Source organism: Leucobacter albus (genome assembly GCF_039528015.1).
Classification (GTDB): Bacteria; Actinomycetota; Actinomycetes; order Actinomycetales; family Microbacteriaceae; genus Leucobacter; species Leucobacter albus.
Genome location: NZ_BAAAKZ010000002.1, coordinates 178276 through 195509 on the forward strand (window position 1 = coordinate 178276; position 17234 = coordinate 195509).

19 protein-coding genes are annotated in these 17234 nt (G+C 68.5%); 3 read left to right on the forward strand and 16 right to left on the reverse strand.

What is annotated here, in order from left to right:
* Positions 1 to 14: 14 nt before the first annotated feature.
* From ABD115_RS02370 to ABD115_RS02385, 4 genes are all read right to left on the reverse strand, one after another.
* A complete protein-coding gene (locus tag ABD115_RS02370; protein ID WP_343957829.1) occupies positions 15 to 1337 on the reverse strand; it encodes a cytochrome b/b6 domain-containing protein in 1323 nt (440 codons plus the stop codon).
* A gap of 1 nt (position 1338) precedes the next feature.
* Complete coding sequence (locus ABD115_RS02375) at positions 1339 to 2433, reverse strand: electron transfer flavoprotein subunit alpha/FixB family protein (RefSeq protein ID WP_343957831.1); 1095 nt, start codon at positions 2431 to 2433, stop codon at positions 1339 to 1341.
* A 28-nt stretch (positions 2434 to 2461) separates the two neighbouring features.
* Positions 2462 to 3235, reverse strand: a complete 774-nt coding sequence (locus ABD115_RS02380) for an electron transfer flavoprotein subunit beta/FixA family protein (RefSeq protein ID WP_343957833.1) — start codon at positions 3233 to 3235, stop codon at positions 2462 to 2464.
* A 158-nt stretch (positions 3236 to 3393) separates the two neighbouring features.
* Entirely contained in the window at positions 3394 to 4206 is an 813-nt protein-coding gene (locus ABD115_RS02385; protein WP_343957835.1) for an acyl-CoA thioesterase domain-containing protein, read from the reverse strand.
* Between the two features lie 147 nt (positions 4207 to 4353).
* Here ABD115_RS02385 and ABD115_RS02390 point away from each other — a divergent pair, with 147 nt between their 5' ends.
* The gene (locus tag ABD115_RS02390) at positions 4354 to 5229 is read left to right on the forward strand and encodes an HTD2 family dehydratase (protein WP_343957837.1); all 876 of its coding nucleotides are present in this window, start codon (positions 4354 to 4356) and stop codon (positions 5227 to 5229) included.
* A 103-nt stretch (positions 5230 to 5332) separates the two neighbouring features.
* Positions 5333 to 6871 carry a SulP family inorganic anion transporter gene (locus tag ABD115_RS02395; RefSeq protein ID WP_343957839.1) on the forward strand — a complete coding sequence of 513 codons (1539 nt, stop codon included), beginning with the start codon at positions 5333 to 5335 and terminating at the stop codon, positions 6869 to 6871.
* Between the two features lie 18 nt (positions 6872 to 6889).
* On the opposite strand, the gene ABD115_RS02400 is transcribed toward ABD115_RS02395, so the two are convergent.
* Genes ABD115_RS02400 through ABD115_RS02410 form a run of 3 tightly spaced genes read right to left on the reverse strand, consistent with a single transcriptional unit; the run spans position 6890 to position 8909 of the window.
* Positions 6890 to 7939: a M56 family metallopeptidase gene (locus ABD115_RS02400; RefSeq protein WP_343957842.1), complete on the reverse strand. Its 1050-nt coding sequence runs from the start codon at positions 7937 to 7939 to the stop codon at positions 6890 to 6892.
* Entirely contained in the window at positions 7936 to 8349 is a 414-nt protein-coding gene (locus ABD115_RS02405) for a BlaI/MecI/CopY family transcriptional regulator (protein WP_343957844.1), read from the reverse strand. Before ABD115_RS02405 ends, ABD115_RS02400 begins: the two co-directional genes overlap by 4 nt.
* The gene (locus tag ABD115_RS02410) at positions 8346 to 8909 is read right to left on the reverse strand and encodes a hypothetical protein (RefSeq protein ID WP_343957846.1); all 564 of its coding nucleotides are present in this window, start codon (positions 8907 to 8909) and stop codon (positions 8346 to 8348) included. Before ABD115_RS02410 ends, ABD115_RS02405 begins: the two co-directional genes overlap by 4 nt.
* Positions 8910 to 9132: 223 nt before the next feature.
* Here ABD115_RS02410 and trxA point away from each other — a divergent pair, with 223 nt between their 5' ends.
* On the forward strand, positions 9133 to 9555 hold the full coding sequence (gene trxA / locus ABD115_RS02415) for a thioredoxin (protein ID WP_343957847.1): 423 nt from the start codon (positions 9133 to 9135) through the stop codon (positions 9553 to 9555).
* Between the two features lie 54 nt (positions 9556 to 9609).
* Here trxA and ABD115_RS02420 read toward each other — a convergent pair whose 3' ends face one another.
* The 9 genes from ABD115_RS02420 to ABD115_RS02460 form a co-directional block, all read right to left on the reverse strand.
* Positions 9610 to 10464 carry a cytochrome c biogenesis CcdA family protein gene (locus ABD115_RS02420; RefSeq protein WP_343957849.1) on the reverse strand — a complete coding sequence of 285 codons (855 nt, stop codon included), beginning with the start codon at positions 10462 to 10464 and terminating at the stop codon, positions 9610 to 9612.
* 2 nt (positions 10465 to 10466) lie between these two features.
* Entirely contained in the window at positions 10467 to 11165 is a 699-nt protein-coding gene (locus ABD115_RS02425) for a DsbA family protein (RefSeq protein ID WP_343957851.1), read from the reverse strand.
* Positions 11166 to 11240: 75 nt separating this feature from the next.
* Positions 11241 to 12155: a metal ABC transporter permease gene (locus ABD115_RS02430; protein WP_382389549.1), complete on the reverse strand. Its 915-nt coding sequence runs from the start codon at positions 12153 to 12155 to the stop codon at positions 11241 to 11243.
* A gap of 41 nt (positions 12156 to 12196) precedes the next feature.
* Positions 12197 to 12940 (reverse strand): metal ABC transporter ATP-binding protein, encoded by a 744-nt coding sequence (locus tag ABD115_RS02435; protein WP_343957856.1) that lies wholly within the window; start codon positions 12938 to 12940, stop codon positions 12197 to 12199.
* Complete coding sequence (locus ABD115_RS02440; RefSeq protein WP_382389547.1) at positions 12937 to 13887, reverse strand: metal ABC transporter substrate-binding protein; 951 nt, start codon at positions 13885 to 13887, stop codon at positions 12937 to 12939. The genes ABD115_RS02435 and ABD115_RS02440 overlap by 4 nt, the downstream gene beginning before the upstream one ends.
* Positions 13888 to 14258: 371 nt before the next feature.
* The gene (locus ABD115_RS02445; RefSeq protein WP_343957858.1) at positions 14259 to 15392 is read right to left on the reverse strand and encodes an HTTM domain-containing protein; all 1134 of its coding nucleotides are present in this window, start codon (positions 15390 to 15392) and stop codon (positions 14259 to 14261) included.
* Positions 15389 to 16132: a DUF5819 family protein gene (locus ABD115_RS02450; RefSeq protein WP_343957860.1), complete on the reverse strand. Its 744-nt coding sequence runs from the start codon at positions 16130 to 16132 to the stop codon at positions 15389 to 15391. The genes ABD115_RS02445 and ABD115_RS02450 overlap by 4 nt, the downstream gene beginning before the upstream one ends.
* A gap of 362 nt (positions 16133 to 16494) precedes the next feature.
* Entirely contained in the window at positions 16495 to 16893 is a 399-nt protein-coding gene (locus ABD115_RS02455) for a hypothetical protein (RefSeq protein WP_343957862.1), read from the reverse strand.
* 42 nt (positions 16894 to 16935) lie between these two features.
* Positions 16936 to 17145: a hypothetical protein gene (locus ABD115_RS02460; protein ID WP_343957863.1), complete on the reverse strand. Its 210-nt coding sequence runs from the start codon at positions 17143 to 17145 to the stop codon at positions 16936 to 16938.
* Between the last annotated feature and the right edge of the window lie 89 nt (positions 17146 to 17234).

A 17234-nucleotide genomic window follows, 5' to 3' on the forward strand; every position in this document is an offset into this window, starting at 1 on the left:
TGCGCCTCACTGGTCTAGCGTTCGCTGACGCGGCCGAACAGCGCCGCGATCGGGGCAAGCACGAGCGGCCTTGCCGCCCACGTCACCGCCGCCGTCACGAGCAGCCCAGCGGCAAACCAGGCGAAGCCCACCCAGCTCACCCTGTCGGTGCCCGCGAACATGTGATTCAGGTTCGCAAGCGCACCCGTCGCGAATACCAGGAACACGTGCACCACGACGAACAGCACGAAGAACAGCATCACCGGGTAGTGCACCGCGCGCGCGAGGGGCGCCGGGAACACGCGGTTCAGCCGCTCGGCACGCTCGGTGTTCTCTGGCCACCAGCTGCTCATGCGCAGACCGGTCACCGCGGCGAGCGGGGCGGCCATGAACACGACAGCGAAGTACATGAGCTGCTGCAGCGCGTTGTAGTTCACCCACCCATTCTCTGCCGGCCACTCGAGGGTCAGATACTGCAGCATCGCAGAGGCCGCGTGCGGCACAACCTCCCAGCTCGTCGGCACGATGCGCGCCCAGTGGCCAGACACGAACAACAGCACAACGAACGCCACGCCGTTGGCGAGCCAGAGCAGGTCGATGCTCGTGTGCAGCCAGAGGTAAATGCTCACCTTTGTGCCGCCGCGCTTCGACGCGAAGAACGCCGGCGGCTTCTGCTGGTGCCGCACGAGCAGCCCCGTGCGCACGATGAGCACCATGAAGAAGAAGTTCAGGAAGTGGCTCCAGCGCGCCCACGCGGGGAAGCCGGGGGCTGGTTGCACTGCTGGCTCGTACTCCCCCGGGTAGCGCGCGAGAAACTCGGGCACGCCTGGGAGCGTCGTCACGCCGCGCGCAGCGAGCACGACGATGCCGGCCGCGACGACGGCCCCGGCGGCCCACAGCCCCAGCCGCGCGGCGCCTCGCCGGAGCGGCGTTCGCGCTCGCGGCGCTGGGGGCACGGGCGCTTGTGCGGGCGACGCGGGCGCTTGTGCTGAGACTTGCGCGAGCGCTGGCGCCGCTGCGGGCGCTTGTGCGGGAGCTGGCGGCGCCACGGGCGCTTGTGCCAGCGCTGCTGTGGGTGCGGGCGCTGCAGGGGCCCCCGTCGTATCCGGCCAGGGCTGACCGCCGGGAACGCGCGGCAGCCCGCGCCTCACCCGATGCGCGGGCTGCGCCGCGGGCACCGGGAGCTCGACAGCGACCGCAACAGGCGCAACGGCCGCGGCGGCGAGGCCAGGCACCGCGAGGGCGGGCGCTGCGGTGCCCGGCGCCGCAGGGCCGGGCGCGGCGAGGCGACCGGCCTCGGCGAGCGGCCACGGTTCGCCACCCGGGGTGCGCGGGAGCCCGCGCCGCACCGTCACCATGTCACGACCTCAGGGCTTCGAGCGCGGAGACGAGTTCGGGCACCACCGAGTGCACGTCGCCGACGATGCCGAAGTCGGCGATCTCGAAGATCGGGGCCTCGGCGTCTGTGTTCACCGCGACGATTGTCTTCGCGGTTTGCATACCTGCACGGTGCTGCACGGCCCCAGAGATGCCCAGCGCGACGTACAGGTCGGGCGACACCGATACCCCGGTCTGGCCCACCTGCGCCCCCTGCGGCACCCAGCCGGCGTCGACCGCTGCGCGGGAAGCACCGACGGCCGCCCCGAGCGCATCGGCGAGCTGCTCGGTGAGCGCGAAGCCCTCGGCCGCGCCAAGCCCGCGCCCGCCCGCGACAACGCGCTTCGCGCCTCGTAGCTCGGGCCGGCTCGTCGTCACGACCTCCGGCGTCGCAGATAGCACGGTAACGCCCAGCGGCGCCTCGCCAGACAGCTCGACGGTCTCGGCCCTGAGAGGCCGGGCCGCGGCGCGCGCGTCGCCGGCCCCCTGCCGGAGCGTGATAACCGGTGCGCCCCAGGTCGCCGCCGCCGTGACCGTGTAGGCGCCGCCGTAGGCCGCGTGCTGTGTGACGATGCCCTCTTCGTCGCGCGAGACCGCCACCGCGTCGGCGAGCACGGCAGACTTCGACCGCGCCGCATAGCGCGCGGCAAGCTCCCGCCCTCGCGCGGAGTGCGAGACGAGCACGGCTGCAGGCCGCAGACCAGCCGCCGCCGCGCTCAGCGCCGCGACAGGGTCGGTACCAGCCGCCGTGTCATCTTCGGGAACCAGGTCGGCGACGGGAGCCCGATCAGCGACGGAGGCCTCCCCCGCGCGCAGCACGAGCGCGGCGCCAAGCTCGGCGGCAGCGGCGGCGTGTGCCTCCGCGCCGTCAACAATCAGCGCGACGGGCGAGCCGAGCTCGGCTGCGACCCCGAGCAGCGCAGCGGCCGCCTGAGCGAGCCCGCCGTCTGCTCCGAGTTCGAGCAGCACGAGAACGGGGGCCGAGAGGCCCCGTTCACCAGGGCTATCGAGCGCACCGGGAGCAACAGCGGCACCGGTCGCATCAATGGCGCCGGGGGCGCCTGGGGCGGAGTTCATGTGAGTGTCCTCTCAATCAGCCGCGGCGCTAGACGAGCCGGTTCGCGGTGAGAAATTCGATGAGCTGCGCGACGGCGGTGCCGTCGTCGACGACCCGCACGCCGGCGTCTCGCGCGGGGCGCTCTGAGATATCGAGCATGATCGTTCGGGGCGCAAGACTCGGGTCGCCGTCGACCCCGAGCTCGGCGAGCGAGCGCACCCGAAGTGGCTTCTTCTTCGCCGCCATGATGCCCTTGAAATTCGGGAAGCGGGCCTCGGGCAGCTGCTCGGTGACGGTGATCACGGCCGGCAGCGTGGCCGTAACCTCCTCGGTGAGCCCATCAGCCGCGCGGGTGCCCTTCGCGCGCTCGGCAGTCACCTCGACCGCACCCAGCCCGCCGAGCAGCGGCAGCCCAAGCAGTTCGGCAAGCATCGCCGGGAGCATGCCAGAGGCGCCGTCGGTCGACTGGTTGCCGGCGAGCACGAGATCTGGCGCCTCCTCGCGCAGCGCTGCGGCGAGCGCCTCAGCGGTCAGGCCGATGTCGGCGCCGCGGAGGCCGTCGTCGACGATGTGGATCGCCCGATCCGCCCCCATCGCGAGCGCCTTGCGAATGCTCGCGGTGGCGCCCTCTGGCCCGGCGGCGAGCACGACAACCTCGGCCGGTTCGGCACTGGCCTGGCTCAGCGCCACTTCGAGCGCCCGCTCGCAGATCTCATCGAGCACCGCCTCGCCGGCCGCACGCTCGGCGAGGCCTGTCTCGAGCGAGAGCGTGCGCTCCCCATAGGTGTCTGGCACCTCTTTGACGAGCACCACAATCTTCATCGACGATTCCTCTCGGCACCTAACCCCGGTGTGAATATTAAATATACAATATATTCAAACGCGAGACAAGGGCATGCGCGGCAGCCGTCGCTGCCCCCACCCCGCAGCCGCAGCCCGCCCCACCGCCGCGGCGCGGGGCCCGCAACCGGGGCGCGCCACTACCCGGGGGCCCAGCGGGCCGGATCGACCGCGGAGCGCTGGGCGATCGAGGTGGCCGTCGCCACCCCGAGGGCCCCGGCGCGATCGAAGACCACGGCGCTCGTCGCCAGCACGCCAGCGCCCTCGACGACCCGCTCGGCGAGCAACCCAACACCTCCCGACTCGGGCCGCCGCGAGAGGTGCAGCGTGGCGTCGACGTTGATGTGGTGAATGCCGCCGCTCCCCCAGCTCCCGGCCGGGTTCACCGCGTCGGCGAGCAGGCCGGCGAGCGCCTCGGGCGGGGTGCGCTCGCCTGCGACGAGCTCGACGCCCTCGATCCACACCCCCTTTTGCGACACCGCCGCAACCTCGGCTCCCCGCGATACCCACCCAGATAGCGCGCTGTAGTACTGCCGCCCGAGCGCGTCGCTCTCGCTGCCTGGCGGAGGGGGCGAAACCGTGAGGTCAGGCAGCCAGAGGTCGTTCCCGGGCGCTGGCTGCGGCGCGGCGAAGGCGGCGTGCGCCCTGGCGACCTCGTGCCCGGCCTGCCGCAGCGTCACCAGCAGCAGCGTCAGGCGCCGGCCCGCCTTGAGCACGCTGTGCGCGAGCGTGACCGGCGCGACGCGCACGACCGAGTGCAGCTCGGTCGTCACGCGAATGAGCGAGGCGCCCGGCGCGAGCTCCCGCGCCGCGTCGACGGCCCCGAGCGCGAGCAGGCCCGCGACCGCGGGGCCTGGAACCCGGTCTGACGCCCAGGCGGAGCGCATGTCGTCGAGCGGCGAGAACTCGCCGGCCCCCGACAGTCGAGCGAAGTATTGTGGCAGTACCGCCATGGTGCCTCCCTGCACTGTTCGCCGCAATCGCGCCCGCCGCCCGGCGGCAGCCCTCGCCACCCGAGCACCGGGCGCCGCGCGCCGCGCGCCGATCTTGAAATGTTTTATATTATATAGAAATGGGCGCCGTTGCCCCGAAGGAGGATCATGACCGAGCAGCACAACACCCCCGACCTCTCCGAGTGGGTCGGGCGTTTCGAAGTCACCCGCGACGTCGCTTCGCGATCCGCCGCCATCGGGCTCGGCGCCGTGCTCGACAGGCCGCTCGACCCCGCGGCCGCAGACACCGCGACGCTGCTCCCCCTCGGCCACTGGTTGCAGTTCACGCCGACCGCTCCGATGAGCGAACTCGGCCCCGACGGGCACCCGCAGCTCGGCGGATTCATGCCGCCGCTCGATCTGCCGCGCCGCATGTGGGCGGGCAGCGAGGTCGAGTTTCGTGCCCCAATCGCCGTCGGCCAGGCGCTCGAACGCACGACAACGATCGAGGCGATCACTCCGAAACACGGCAGCAGTGGGCGCCTGTGTTTCGTTGTGCTGCGTCACGAGATCGCCGCCGACGGAGCGCTCGCGGTTGTCGATCGCCAGACGATCGTCTACCGCGAGGCCGTCACCCAGCGGGGCGGATCCGCGGCTCAGCCGCCCCGCCCCGACTCCCCGGCCCCCACCGGCTGGGAGTGGGCGCGCACCCACCGGCCCGGCGAGACCACGCTGTTTCGCTACTCGGCGCTCACGTTTAATACCCACCGCATTCACTACGATCACCGCTACACCACCGAGGTCGAGGGCTACCCGGGGCTCGTCGTTCACGGGCCGCTGCTTGCGACCTACATCGTCGACAGCTTCCGAGACGCCCACCCGGGTGACACGATCGCCGGGTTCTCGTTCTCGGCCCGCGCGCCGCTGTTCGTCGGCGAGCAGTTTCACGTCGTCGGGCGCACCCTCGCAGACGGCAGCGAGGAGCTCGCCGTCATCAACCCCGACGGCGGCACCTCGATCGCCGCGACCATCACGCGGGCATAGCGGGCCGCCGCCGCGGGCGCCTGGTCGCTCGTCGAGCGCTGGCTGGCGCGCGGGGTGTGGAAGAATCGAGGGTCGCGACCCGTGCGCAGCTCGAGAGGACCCTATGCCCCTGCCATCGCCCGCAGCCCCCGGCGCTTCAGCCGGCGCCTCCCCCGGCGATTCCGCCGGCACGCCATCCGGCCAGGCAACGGTGCTCGGGGCGCTCCGCTCGCCGCGCGCGCTGCTGCGCGAGGCCCTCGCGGGCCTCGTCGTCGCACTCGCCCTCATTCCCGAGGCGATCTCGTTCTCGGTGATCGCGGGGGTCGACCCCAAGGTTGGGCTCTTCTCATCGTTCATCATGGCGGTCTCCATCGCCTTCCTCGGCGGCCGGCCCGCGATGATCACCGCCGCGACGGGGGCCGTCGCCCTGGTGATCGCCCCGGTGATGCGCGACCACGGCTTCGACTATTTCATTGCGACCGTGCTGCTCGCGGGCCTGCTGCAGATCGTGCTCGCGGTGGTGGGGGTCGCGAAGCTCATGCGGTTCATCCCGCGCAGCGTCATGGTCGGGTTCGTCAACGCCCTCGCGCTGCTCGTCTTTGGAGCACAGCTGCCCGAACTCATCGGTGTGCCCTGGGCGGTGTACCCGCTCGTCGCGGCGGGCATTCTGATCGTCGTGTTCTTCCCGAAGCTCACGAGGGTGGTGCCGGCGCCGCTCGTCTCGGTCGTCATTGTCACGGCCGCCGCTGTCGTGTTCGCACTCAACGTGCCGACCGTTGGCGACAAGGGCGAGCTGCCGACGAGCCTGCCAGCCTTCTTCTTCCCAGACGTGCCCCTCACCTGGGAGACGCTCGGCATCATCGGCCCCTTCGCCCTCGGCATGGCCTTCGTTGGGCTGATGGAGTCGCTGATGACGGCGAAGCTCGTCGACGACATCACCGACACCCCCTCGAACAAGACCCGCGAGACCTGGGCTCAGGGCGCCGCAAACATACTCTCGGGCTGCTTCGGTGGCATGGGCGGGTGCGCGGTCGTCGGGCAGACGATGATCAACGTGAAGGTGTCAGGTGCCCGCACCAGGGTGTCGACCTTCCTCGCCGGGGCGTTCTTGCTCGTGCTCATTCTCGTGCTCGGCGACGTCGTGTCACTCATTCCGATGGCCGCCCTGGTCGCGGTGATGATCATGGTGTCAATCGCGACCTTCGACTGGCATTCGATCGCCCCGGCAACGCTCAAGCGGCTCCCGAAGAGCGAGACACTGGTGATGCTCGTCACGGTCACCTTCGTGCTCCTCACCCACAACCTCGCGATCGGCGTCGTCGCAGGCGTGGCAGCGGCAGCGATCATGTTCGTGCGCCGCGTGGCGCACGTAGTGGCGGTGGAGCGCACGGTCGCCGCCTCGGTCGCCACCTACACGGTGCGGGGCGAGCTGTTCTTCGCTTCGAGCAACGACCTCACGACGATGTTCAACTACGCGGGCGACCCCGAGCGGGTGGTCATCGACATGACGCACTCGCACATCTGGGATGCCTCCTCGGTCGCGGCGCTCGATGCGATCGCCACGAAGTACGCCAGGCGGGGCAAGTCGGTTGAGCTCATCGGCATGAACCCGCGCACCCGCACCATGCACGAGCGGCTCTCGGGAGAACTCGGCGTGGAGTAAGTTACCGGGGCGGCGGCGCTACTGCACGAAGCAACCGGTGAGCACCGCCACGACGTAGGGGAGCTGCACGGCAAAAACCACACCCGCGAGCATGCAGGCATAGGCACCGACCGCGGCGGCGAGCGCCGTGCTCGCGCGCGGGCGGGGCGCCCCGACCAGGTGGCGAATGCGCTCAGAGCCCGCGGCGTGCAACACCGCGTGCGCTGGGATACCGGTGCCAAGGGCGCCCGGGGCACCCACGCCCGAAGCCGCAGCGCCCTGAGCCCCCTCCCCGTGAGGCCCCTCCGCGTGAGGCCCCGAGCCGAGTTTCAGCAGCGCGCCGGCGAGGGCGCGCGTGCCTGCCGAGCGCTGGGCAACCTGATCGGCGGCGATCTCGAGGTAGTGCGGCACGGCGTCGCGAATCGCGCGCACGAGCGGCACCCACCGAAACCACCTGGTGGCACCGTTGAGCACCCCGAGTGCGAAGTGGTGGCGCTGATCGAGGTGCGCTGCCTCGTGCGCGAGTACTGCGGCGAGCTCAGCCGGGCTCAGCGCTCCGAGGGTGCCGCGCGAGAGCACGATGCCGCCGTGTCTGTGCGGCAGCGAGAACGCCCGCAGGTCGCCCTCACGAGTCACCCTGGCGCGGCTCCCGAGTACGGTGACCGCATCACTGGTCGCGCGGAGCGCGGCTCCGTAGCGCCGCTGGGTGGCGCGCAGCGATCGAAACTCGACCACCAGACCGGCGCCAACGGCGAGGGCGCCAAGCGCTGGAATCGCGAGCGGCACCACCGCGGGTATGCCGAGCGTCAGCCCGCTGCCGGCGATCGGGGCTGCCGCGCTCAGGCACCGGCCGCACACCGCCGCGGCCTGTTCCGGCAGCCAGGCGGGCCCCGAACTCATCAGGGCGACAACCGGGCCGATCGCGACGAGCGCCGTGATCCACAAGAGCCCCGCGAGGGTGAGGAGCAGCGCGGCGACGCGCGGAACCGCGCTGAGCGCCGGCGCGGCCCGCCTGAGCAGCGCCGGCCCGCCGAGCGCCGCGGCGAGCACCGCACCAGACAGCAGGAGCGCGCTCAGCGTCGCGGTCACTGCTCGGCTACCCCGCCGAGCAGGTGCTCGCGCAGCAGGCGCAGGTCGGCCTCTGGCATGCCCTTCACGAAGTGCAAGATCGATGCCTCGCGGTCGCCCGAGGCCTCAAGCGCGTGCTCCATAATGCGCACCGCGTGCTCCTCGCGGCTCACACAGGCGCCGTAGAGGGTCGCGTGGCCGTCTTTCTTCGTGCATACCAGCGACTTCTTGCGCAGGTTTGCGAGCACCGTTGCGATCGTCGTGTACGCGGGCTCAGACGGCAGCCCGTCGATGATGTCGCGCACGGAGAAGCTGCCGCCCTGCCACAAAAGCTCCATCACCTGCGCCTCGAGCGCCCCGAGGCGTGCTGGCTCGGCCTGAGCGGCGGCGCCAGCTGCGGTAGCCGCCTCGTTTGCTGAGGGCTTCGTCACCGGGCGAGCTCCTTCACCGCTGCCGGCCGCTTGGTTGCGGGCATGGGGCAAGCGATCTGGCCGCTCAGGCGCCACACGAGCGCCACGCCGGTGAGCACGAGGGCCGCGAGCGCGAGAATGGGCTGCAGCGGCGCGAACCAGGTGATCGCACCGGAATAGCCGAGTGCGAGCAGCGCGATCTTGTTGCAGACGGGGCAGCCAACCGCGAACCAGGTCAGCACTCCACCCGCGATGCCCATGCGGCTCGTCTTGCGCTCTGCCGCCTGCTCGGCCGCCAGCTCAGCGGTATCCGCCTGGCCGCGCGACGCGGGTCGCATATAGGTCGCCGTGAGCAGGCCGACGCCGATGGCGGTGAGGATCCACACCGGGTAGTTCCACCACACCGTTGCAATCTCTCGAGAGAACCACGGGTTCGGAATGAGCACGGTGGCGACGCCAACGAGCACGGCGAAGCCGAGCGCAACGAGAGCGGCGACGCGGTACTGACGCGGCCCCCAGGCCTGAAGCGCGCGCCAAGCGAGCGCGAGTCGCTGGCGAGCGGCGCTCGGTGTCCAGGCCATGCGGGTCTCTCCAACCGGGTCACCTACGACCCCTAGTCAACTATCGTTCATAGTAACCGTAGGGCTGCTTTCTGCGACAGAGCTGAGAGCGCGACGCTGCACAACCGCCCCAGCGGCCGGAGGGTTTAGCCAGGGGTGAACAGCGCTCGCCACGCACCGGGCAGCCCCGTACGCTGAGAGAAGAGAGGGAGGCGCGGGAGACGACCCTCACCGGCCGCACACTATGAGCACAGTTGAAATCACCAAGGATAACCTCGAGCAGACCATCGCTGACGGCGGCATCGTCGTGCTCGACTTCTGGGCCGCCTGGTGCGGGCCGTGCCGCTCGTTCGCCCCGGTGTTCGAGAAAGCGTCAGAGGCGAACGACGACATCGTCTTCGGCAAGATTGACACCGAGGCCGAGCAGGAGCTCGCGGGCATGTTCGGCATCACGTCGATCCCGACAATCATGGCCTTCCGCGACGGCATCAACGTCTTCGCGCAGGCTGGGGCGCTGCCCGCCCCCACGCTCGATCAGCTGATCGACGCAGTGCGGGGGCTCGACATGGAAGATGTGCGCGCCCAGCTCGCGAAAGAGGCGGAAGGCGGCGAAGCGGGCGGCGCCCAGGCAAGCGACGACTCCGCAAGCGACACGAGCCCGAAGTAGCGGGGCGCCGCAGCCGGGCCGGGTCGGCCCCGCCGCGGATCCGCCCCGCCGCGACTACCGCCGGCCCGGCTCCGCCGCTCGCGTAGTCGCCCGCCTGCGCGACACGACCCACCACCACAGCGCGAGTGCCGCAAGCAGGGCGATGCCAAGCACGTCGAAGACGGGGCTCGCGAACACTGCTCCGCGCTCCTGCACCCACGCCTGCACCGCGGTCGGCACGAGCGTTGGCAGTGATACGAGGCCGTTCGTCAACCAAAACAGCAGCCCGACGCCCGCGATCAGCAGGCCGGTGACGAGCGAGGTTGTGTGCAGGTCGCGCCCAAACACCCGCACCGAGCGGCCGCGCAACAGCCGCTGACCGCGCGCACCAAGCCGTTCCCAGAGCGCGGCGATCACGACGAGCGGCACCACCATGCCCGCGCCATACACCGCGAGCATCGCGCCGGCGACGTGGGTGCTGCCCTGACCGAGCGCGAGCGTGAGCACCGCCCCCAATATTGGCCCGGCACAGAACCCCGCAACGCCCCCAACGGCGCCAAGCAGCAGCGTGCGCACAAGCCCGGTCCGACCAGACGCGCGCCGCTGAACCGCCCCCGCCCCCGGCACCATTCGCGACACGTCGAAGCCGAAGCCCAGCGCCTGCAACACCCCGAGCACCACCAGCACCGCAGAGGTCGCGGCGATCACCAGGCCGCGCTGCTCGATGAACAGTGAGCCGAGGGCCCCGACCCCCAGCCCGAACGGCACGAGCGTGAGCGCGAGCCCGAGGTAGAACGTCGCCCCGTGCACGAGCAGCTGCAGCTTTGAGCCAACCGTTGAGGCGAAAAACGCGGGCAGCAGCAGCGCGCTGCACGGGCTCAGCAGCGCGAGTGCGCCACCGAGAAACGCGGTGACAAATCCGATCTCCACGATTACCCCGCGTTCGCGAGGGCGCGCTCGAACGTCTCGACGAACACGCTCTCGGGCTGCGCGCCGACGATGGGCTCGCCGCCGAGCACAAATGTCGGCGTGCCAGAGACTCCGAGCTGTTGCCCGGCGGCGGCGTACCGCTGCACGAGCTGCAGCGTCGCAGGCGAGGTGAGGTCGGTGCGGAACGCCTCCGCGTCAAGCCCGAGCTCGCCCGCCAGCGCAACGAGCGACTCCTCGGAGAGCTGCTCGGGGCTCAGGTGTTCGCCACCCGGAAAGAGGGCGTCGTGAAACTCCCAAAACTTGCCCTGCATGCCGGCGGCATGGGCTGCGCGCGCGCCGCGCTCCGAGTCGGCGCCGTACTGATTGACGTCTCGCCACTCGATGCGCAGATCGCCGCGATCGGCGTACTCGAGCATCGTCGGCAGAGTGTCGTTGCTCCACTTCGCGCAGAACGGGCACTGGTAGTCGGAGTAGACCACGAGCGCCACCGGCGCATCGACCGGCCCCGCCGCCTGCACGTCTGCCGGGTCACGGGTCTCGACGAAACTCAGATCGGGCCCCTCGGGCGGTTCGGCACCGCCGCTCGGCGCCGAACCGCCTCGCACCTGCAGCACCACGAGCGTGATGAGCAGGCCCGCGATGGCAATGATGCCGATGGGCACGATCCACGAACGAATTCGCTGGGCGGTGGTCTGCGACATGAAGCTCCTCACGCTGGTTACTATGCTAGATAGTAAACTATCGAGCATAGTAACCAGCTGCGAGTTCGGTGAACGCTACCGCGGCAGGGACGCCGAAGCCGCCTCCCCAGCCGCCACTTCGGCCACGGATTCGGTCGGCGATTCGGCCGCCGATTCGACCGTCGATTCGGCCGCGAGCTGCCGACGGCGCCGGCGCGCAAGCAGCCGCGTGCCGATGAGGCCGTGGCGCGGGCTCAGCAGGTACACGAGCGCGAAGACCGCCCCCTGCGCGAGCACAACCATACCCCCCGAGGCGGTGTCGAGGTAGTAGCTGCAGTACAGCCCCACCACCGCGCACACCGCCGAGATCGCCGGGGCGAGCACGAGCATTCGCGAGAACCGGTCGGTCAGCAGGTATGCCGTTGCCCCGGGAATGATGAGCATCGCCACGACAAGCACGACGCCAACCGCCTGCAGCGCAACGACCGAGGTGAGCGCGAGCAGCCCAAGCAGGGCCGCCCCAAGCAGCCGCGGATTGAGCCCGATCGCGTGCGCGTGCACGGGGTCGAACGCGAAAAGCGTGAAATCGCGCCGTTTGGCGACGAGCACGACGAGGGTCACCGCGCCGAGAATCACGATCTGTACCAGGTCGCCCTGCGACACCCCGAGCAGGTTGCCAAAGATGATGTGGTTGAGGTCGGTCTGCGACGGCGTCACCGAGATGAGCACGAGCCCGAGCGCAAACAGCGTCGTGAACACGATGCCAATTGCCGCGTCCTCCTTCACCCGGCTCGTATCGCGCACGGCGCCGATGAGCGCAACCGCGAGAAAGCCGAACACGACCGCGCCGAGCGCGAACGGGGCACCGACAATGTAGGCGAGCACCACCCCGGGCAACACCGCGTGGGAGACCGCGTCACCCATCAGCGACCAACCGATGAGCACGAGCCAACACGACAGCACCGCGCACACAATCGACGCAATGAGCGTCGTCGCGAGCGCCCGCGCCATAAAGTCATAGCTCAGCGGCTCAAGCAAGAATTCAACGAGGTTCACTGGGTTTCGCTCCGATCCATCACATCAAGCCCGAACGCCCTGGCGAGATTCTCCGGGCGCAACACCTCGCCCGGAGGGCCGTGCATGAGCACGCGCCGCATCAGCAGAATCGCCTCGTCGGCGAGGCTCGGCAGCGCGTGCAAGTCGTGCGTCGACACGAGAATGGTCGCGCCGTCTGAGGCGAGCTCGCGCAGCAGCCGAGTAATCGTCGCCTCGGAGCGCTTGTCGACGCCAGCGAACGGCTCGTCGAGCAGCAGTGTCGTTGCGCCCTGGGCGATGCCACGCGCAACAAACGTGCGCTTCTTTTGCCCGCCAGAAAGCTGCCCGATTTGGCGATCTGCGTACTCGCTCAGCTCGACACGCTCAAGCGCCTCGTCGACCGCCAGGTGGTCTGCGGGCTTCGGCCGACGGGTCAGCCCCATCTTGCCGTAGCGCCCGGTCATCACCACGTCGCGCACCGACAGCGGGAAGCCCCAGTCGACGTCTTCGCTCTGCGGCACGTACCCGACCGCCCCCGTCTTGCGCACGCGAGCGGGGCTCATCCCGTCGATGAGCACCGAACCGGTGTCGGGGCGCACCATGCCCACAATCGTCTTGAACAGCGTCGATTTGCCAGACCCGTTCATGCCGACCAGGCCGCACACTCGACCGCGCTCGAGTGTGAGCGAGGCGCCATCGAGTGCGAGCACGTCGCCGTAGTGCACAGTGACGCCGTCGACGACGATCGCCGGGGTGCTCACTTGGTCGCCCCCGCGAGCGCGCGCGCAATCGCGTCTGCGTCGTGGCGGATCAGGTCGAGGTATGTCGGCACCGGGCCGTCTGCCTCGGAGAGCGAGTCGACGTAGAGCACCTCGCCCAGCTCGACACCGGCTGCTTCGGCCACCTGGCGCATCGGCGCATCAGACACCGTCGACTCGCAGAATACGGCCGGCACGTCGTTGTCGCGCACGAACTCGATCGCCGAGGCGATCTGCTTCGGTGTCGCCTGCTGCTCCGCGTTGACCGCCCAAATGTACTTCTCGGTGAGCCCGGCGTCGTGCGCCAGGTACGAGAAGGCCCCCTCGCAACTCACGAGCGCCCGCTGACGTTCCGGCAGCACGTTCAGTGCGGCGACGAGCTCGTCCTGCACCTCCTGCAGCTGCGCTTTGTAGTCGGCCGCGTTCGCCGCGTAGGCGGCCGAGTTCTCGGGGTCGAGCTCCGCGAACGCGGCGGCCATGTTGTCGACGTAGACCTGCACGTTCAACGGGCTCATCCAGGCGTGCGGGTTCGGCATCCCGCTGTAGGCATCCTCGCGAATATCGATCGTCTCGACGCCCTCGCTCACCACGGCGTGCGGCACATCGAGGTCGGCGACAAACTGCTCGAACCAGGCTTCGAGCCCCATTCCGTTGTCGAGAATCAGGTCGGCTTCGCTCGCGCGGCGAATGTCGCCGGGGGTGGGCTCGTACCCGTGAATCTCGGCCCCGACCTTCGTGATCGATTCAACGCGCAGGTGCTCCCCAGCGACGTTCTCGGCGATGTCGGAGAGCACGGTGAAGGTGGTGAGCACGACCGGGCGGTCGTCGTCGGCCCCATCGCTCTGGGTAGCAGGGGCTGCAGGGCTCGCGCAGCCGGCGAGGGCGATCAGCCCGGCGGCGGCCAGAACCAGCGTCAGGGATGCGCGGCGCTTCGGGTGTGAAGTGGGCAAGATTGTGTCCTCCGTCTATGACTCAGGCGCGTGCGGGCAGGGCTGCCCCGCTCAATTGCGACTGAGCCAACTATAGACTTCGATATACCGAACTTGCAAAACTACAGGCCCGAATCATGCGGATCTGGCTGCGCTATCGCCCCCCGCCTTCGTGTCAAGCTTGTGCTGCGGCACCCGTCGGCTTCGGGGGGGGGGGTCGATTCACCCACCACACGTGGCCGGCGCCCAACGAGACCGCACCACCCGTACTGAAGGCCCACCGTGGCACGCCTGGCAGACCCGAGGGCAGCGCAAGGCCAGCTCCCCTAGCGCCGCCATCGCGGCACGCTATTCCTCGCGCTCGCCGTGCGCACGCAACCGCTCATTGGGATTCATCGCGGCCCCGCTGGCGCACTCAGAGCATTACTGACATTACTGACATCACTGGCACCGCTGGCACCGCTGGCATCGCTGGCATCGCTGGCATCGCCTGCGGAGGCGGGGCGAGACCTCGAGCGAACCCCCGCTGACCTCCGTCGAGCAATGCGCTGCTTCACCCAGTCAGCGCACCGACGCCAGGTCTGATCTCGAACGAACACCATGTCGCCAAGAATCATCATGAGAGAGAACCAGGGCAGCGCCAACAAGATGGCGATCGAGGCGTGCATGCCCGTTACGAGCACGAGCCCCAAGATTCTAGTCCAGCGGTTCAGCAGCATCAGGGGGAACAATAGCTGCCCGTAAATGCTGACCCACGAGGCAACAAACACCGCGGGCGTTATCTGCCACGCAAGGTGGTTCAGCCACGGAAAGAGTGTGAGCTCTTCGACCTGCAGTGGATAGTAGGCTGCAACTCCCGTGACCCAGGTCGCTCCCTGCATCTTCCAGAGCGCACTCGTCACGTAGATCACACAGAGTTGGTACCCGATAAGGATCGCCGCAATGTTGTTGCTGAGCACAGGGACCCATTCCGGCAATCTCGCCTTCCCAAGCCCGAATCGTGGCGGAATCCACGAGTCTCCGTGTCTGGCAATGTTGCGAGTACGCCGCAGGGAGTCGAGAGACCACCGAAAGGAGGTATCTGCGAAAAGCAAGAAAATAATAAAGAGTCGGAAAGTCTGATAGTGCCCGGTGTTCGTGACCACCGGGTCGAGGGTGGAGAACCCGAGCCACAGCACGACAAACAGTGGAGAAATCACGCGCATTCGCCAGCCCAAGGCATATGCGACGGCAACAGCCATGAGCACGATGGTCTTCACGACTAAGAGTTCGTCTGGCTCCCCCCGAGAAAAGAACCACCCGATCGGTGCAGCATACGAGTGCACCGAAGAGTCTCGAAATAGTGCTTGACCCCACTGCGACCCCCGCCCGAATGTATAGGAGAGATTCGGCAGGTAGAGCGCAAGGATGACGACAGTTGACGCCCCCAGCCCAATCCGCAGCAGGGCAAGACCATAGGTGGCGCGCCGTGCATCCATCAGCCACGCTGACAGCTGTGCCCACAAGCCCGAGATCGTTCGCGTCATTGGGTTTCCCCCTGATTCTTGGTTCCGGCCTCTGCGCTTTCGAGTTCTGGGCGGATGCCTGCCTTCTCGGCCCAACCAAGAAAGCTGTCTCCGAACGCGTCACGATCTTGCCCTGCCCATTCCATGGCGGGCACCCAACCGAGATCCGTATAGGCTGCGCTCGGCCGCGCAGCGTCGGGGTCATGACGATCTCTCCAACGGACAACGGGGTCATAGACGGCCCGAACCTGCACAGCCAGCACTTCGCCTCTATCCGACCAGAAAGCGTGGGCAACCTGCGTGGCGTAGGAAGCAGCGAAATTGTCGGTTCGAATGAACGCACGGACAGCGGCGGTATTCGACCCATCTGCAGCGACAAGCGCGTCGCGGAGCGAATAAAGCGCGTCACCTTCATGATGGTTCTCCGCAGCAACCACTCGTTGTGACTCACTCAACCCTCGGTAGGCCGCCATCAGCCTCTCGGCCCCAACGACTGACAGCTGCTTCCGCAACGTTCGGCGGTAGGGGTCGGCAAGTTCAACAGCCGAGGTGTTCACCCATTCAGATCGAGCCCGCTCGCCGTTGGGAAGTTGGATCCACGCGCGCACCCACAGCTGGCGGTCTGTATCGACTGGGTCAGGCGCGAAAATCTTGTAGTCCTGCACGAGATACGGGCGGATGTAACTGTCTGCCGCTTTCCCTGGCAGAATCTCGTACTTCAGCCCGGCTGAAGGGGTGTTATACACAGCCGTGAAGAACATGTGTACCGCCAGCAGCGCTACTGCGCCAGCCGCAACGACACTTGCGGCCCGCGACCTCCGCCACCCCGACGTACCGGGCCCGCTGTCGGTAGTGATTTCTCTGGGCTTGTCCACAGTCGCCAAAGTGTCCACACTTTCTCCAGTGAAAGGTTGCCTGCACTCACCGTAGCGCAGAAGTGCAGCGCGGCGACACAGTCTCTCGCTCTGTAGTCGCCGCGCCGCTTTTGCTAAGGCCCGAATTTCATATCTTTCCTGTCACACTCACACGCGCCTCCGCGAAGCCCAGGTCAGGAGGACCCCTCCGACTACCATCACCATCGTGAGCGCTCCAAGGCCCCAGAGGCTCTCTCCGCCAGTCATAGTCAGAACCGTTCCCTTGCCGTTGACAGGGGTCCCGCCGGTAGGCTTCCCGCCCGGATTGCCTCCCGGGTCTTTTCCGGGGTCAGTCCCAGGGTCCACGCCTGGCTGGCCGGAAGGGTCAGAGCCTGGGTCGGTCCCCGGGTCAGCGCCAGGGTCTGAACCTGGATCCACACCTGGGTCTGCAGCAGGGTCTGTACCTGGGTCGGCCCCCGGGTCAGTACCTGGATCAACACCTGGATCGGCGCCCGGGTCAACTCCAGGATCAGCACCGGGATCAGCACCGGGATCTGCCCCAGGATCAGCACCAGGATCAGCACCAGGATCAGCACCAGGATCAGCACCAGGATCAGCACCGGGGTCACTGTCCGGATCAGTGCCAGGGTCCACTCCTGGATCAGCACCCGGATCGCTACCAGGATCTGCGCCCGGATCGGTACCAGGATCTACCCCGGGATCAGTGCCCGGATCGGTACCCGGATCAGCACCAGGATCGGTACCCGGGTCAACACCCGGATCTGCGCCAGGATCAGTACCCGGATCGGTACCCGGATCAGCACCAGGATCGGTACCCGGGTCAACACCCGGATCTGCGCCAGGATCAGTACCCGGATCGGTACCAGGATCAGCACCCGGATCGGTACCCGGGTCAACACCCGGATCTGCGCCCGGATCGGTACCAGGATCGGTACCAGGATCTACCCCGGGATCAGTGCCCGGATCGACCCCGGGATCAGTGCCCGGA